1 protein-coding gene is annotated in these 217 nt (G+C 47.9%); it reads right to left on the bottom strand.

The genetic code is table 11. The features are described 5' to 3' along the window. Window positions 1-217: VCBS domain-containing protein (locus tag AB4585_RS22855; protein ID WP_372171096.1), on the bottom strand; the 217-nt coding region annotated here is incomplete at both ends.

Raw genomic sequence — 217 nt, 5'->3', positions numbered from 1 at the left:
TAAGATGTAGGGTACCTAATGATCCAACAATGTCTGTATTCGAGAAGTGCGCTTCGCCTTTATCGGTATCTGTAATAGTCAGAGTCCCAGACGTTTGTAATTGCGACTCTTCAGTTACCGCACCAGAGTTAGTGCCTGCAATCACCGCAGTGTCGTTAGTGCCGTTGACGGTAATGGTGATTTGATGTGGCGTGCCATCGGCAGAGTGAACGGTGAT

Origin of the sequence: Vibrio sp. 10N.222.49.C9 (assembly GCF_041474985.1) — a bacterium.
Taxonomy (GTDB): domain Bacteria; phylum Pseudomonadota; class Gammaproteobacteria; order Enterobacterales; family Vibrionaceae; genus Vibrio; species Vibrio crassostreae_C.
This window is presented reverse-complemented; position numbering and strand designations above follow the sequence as displayed.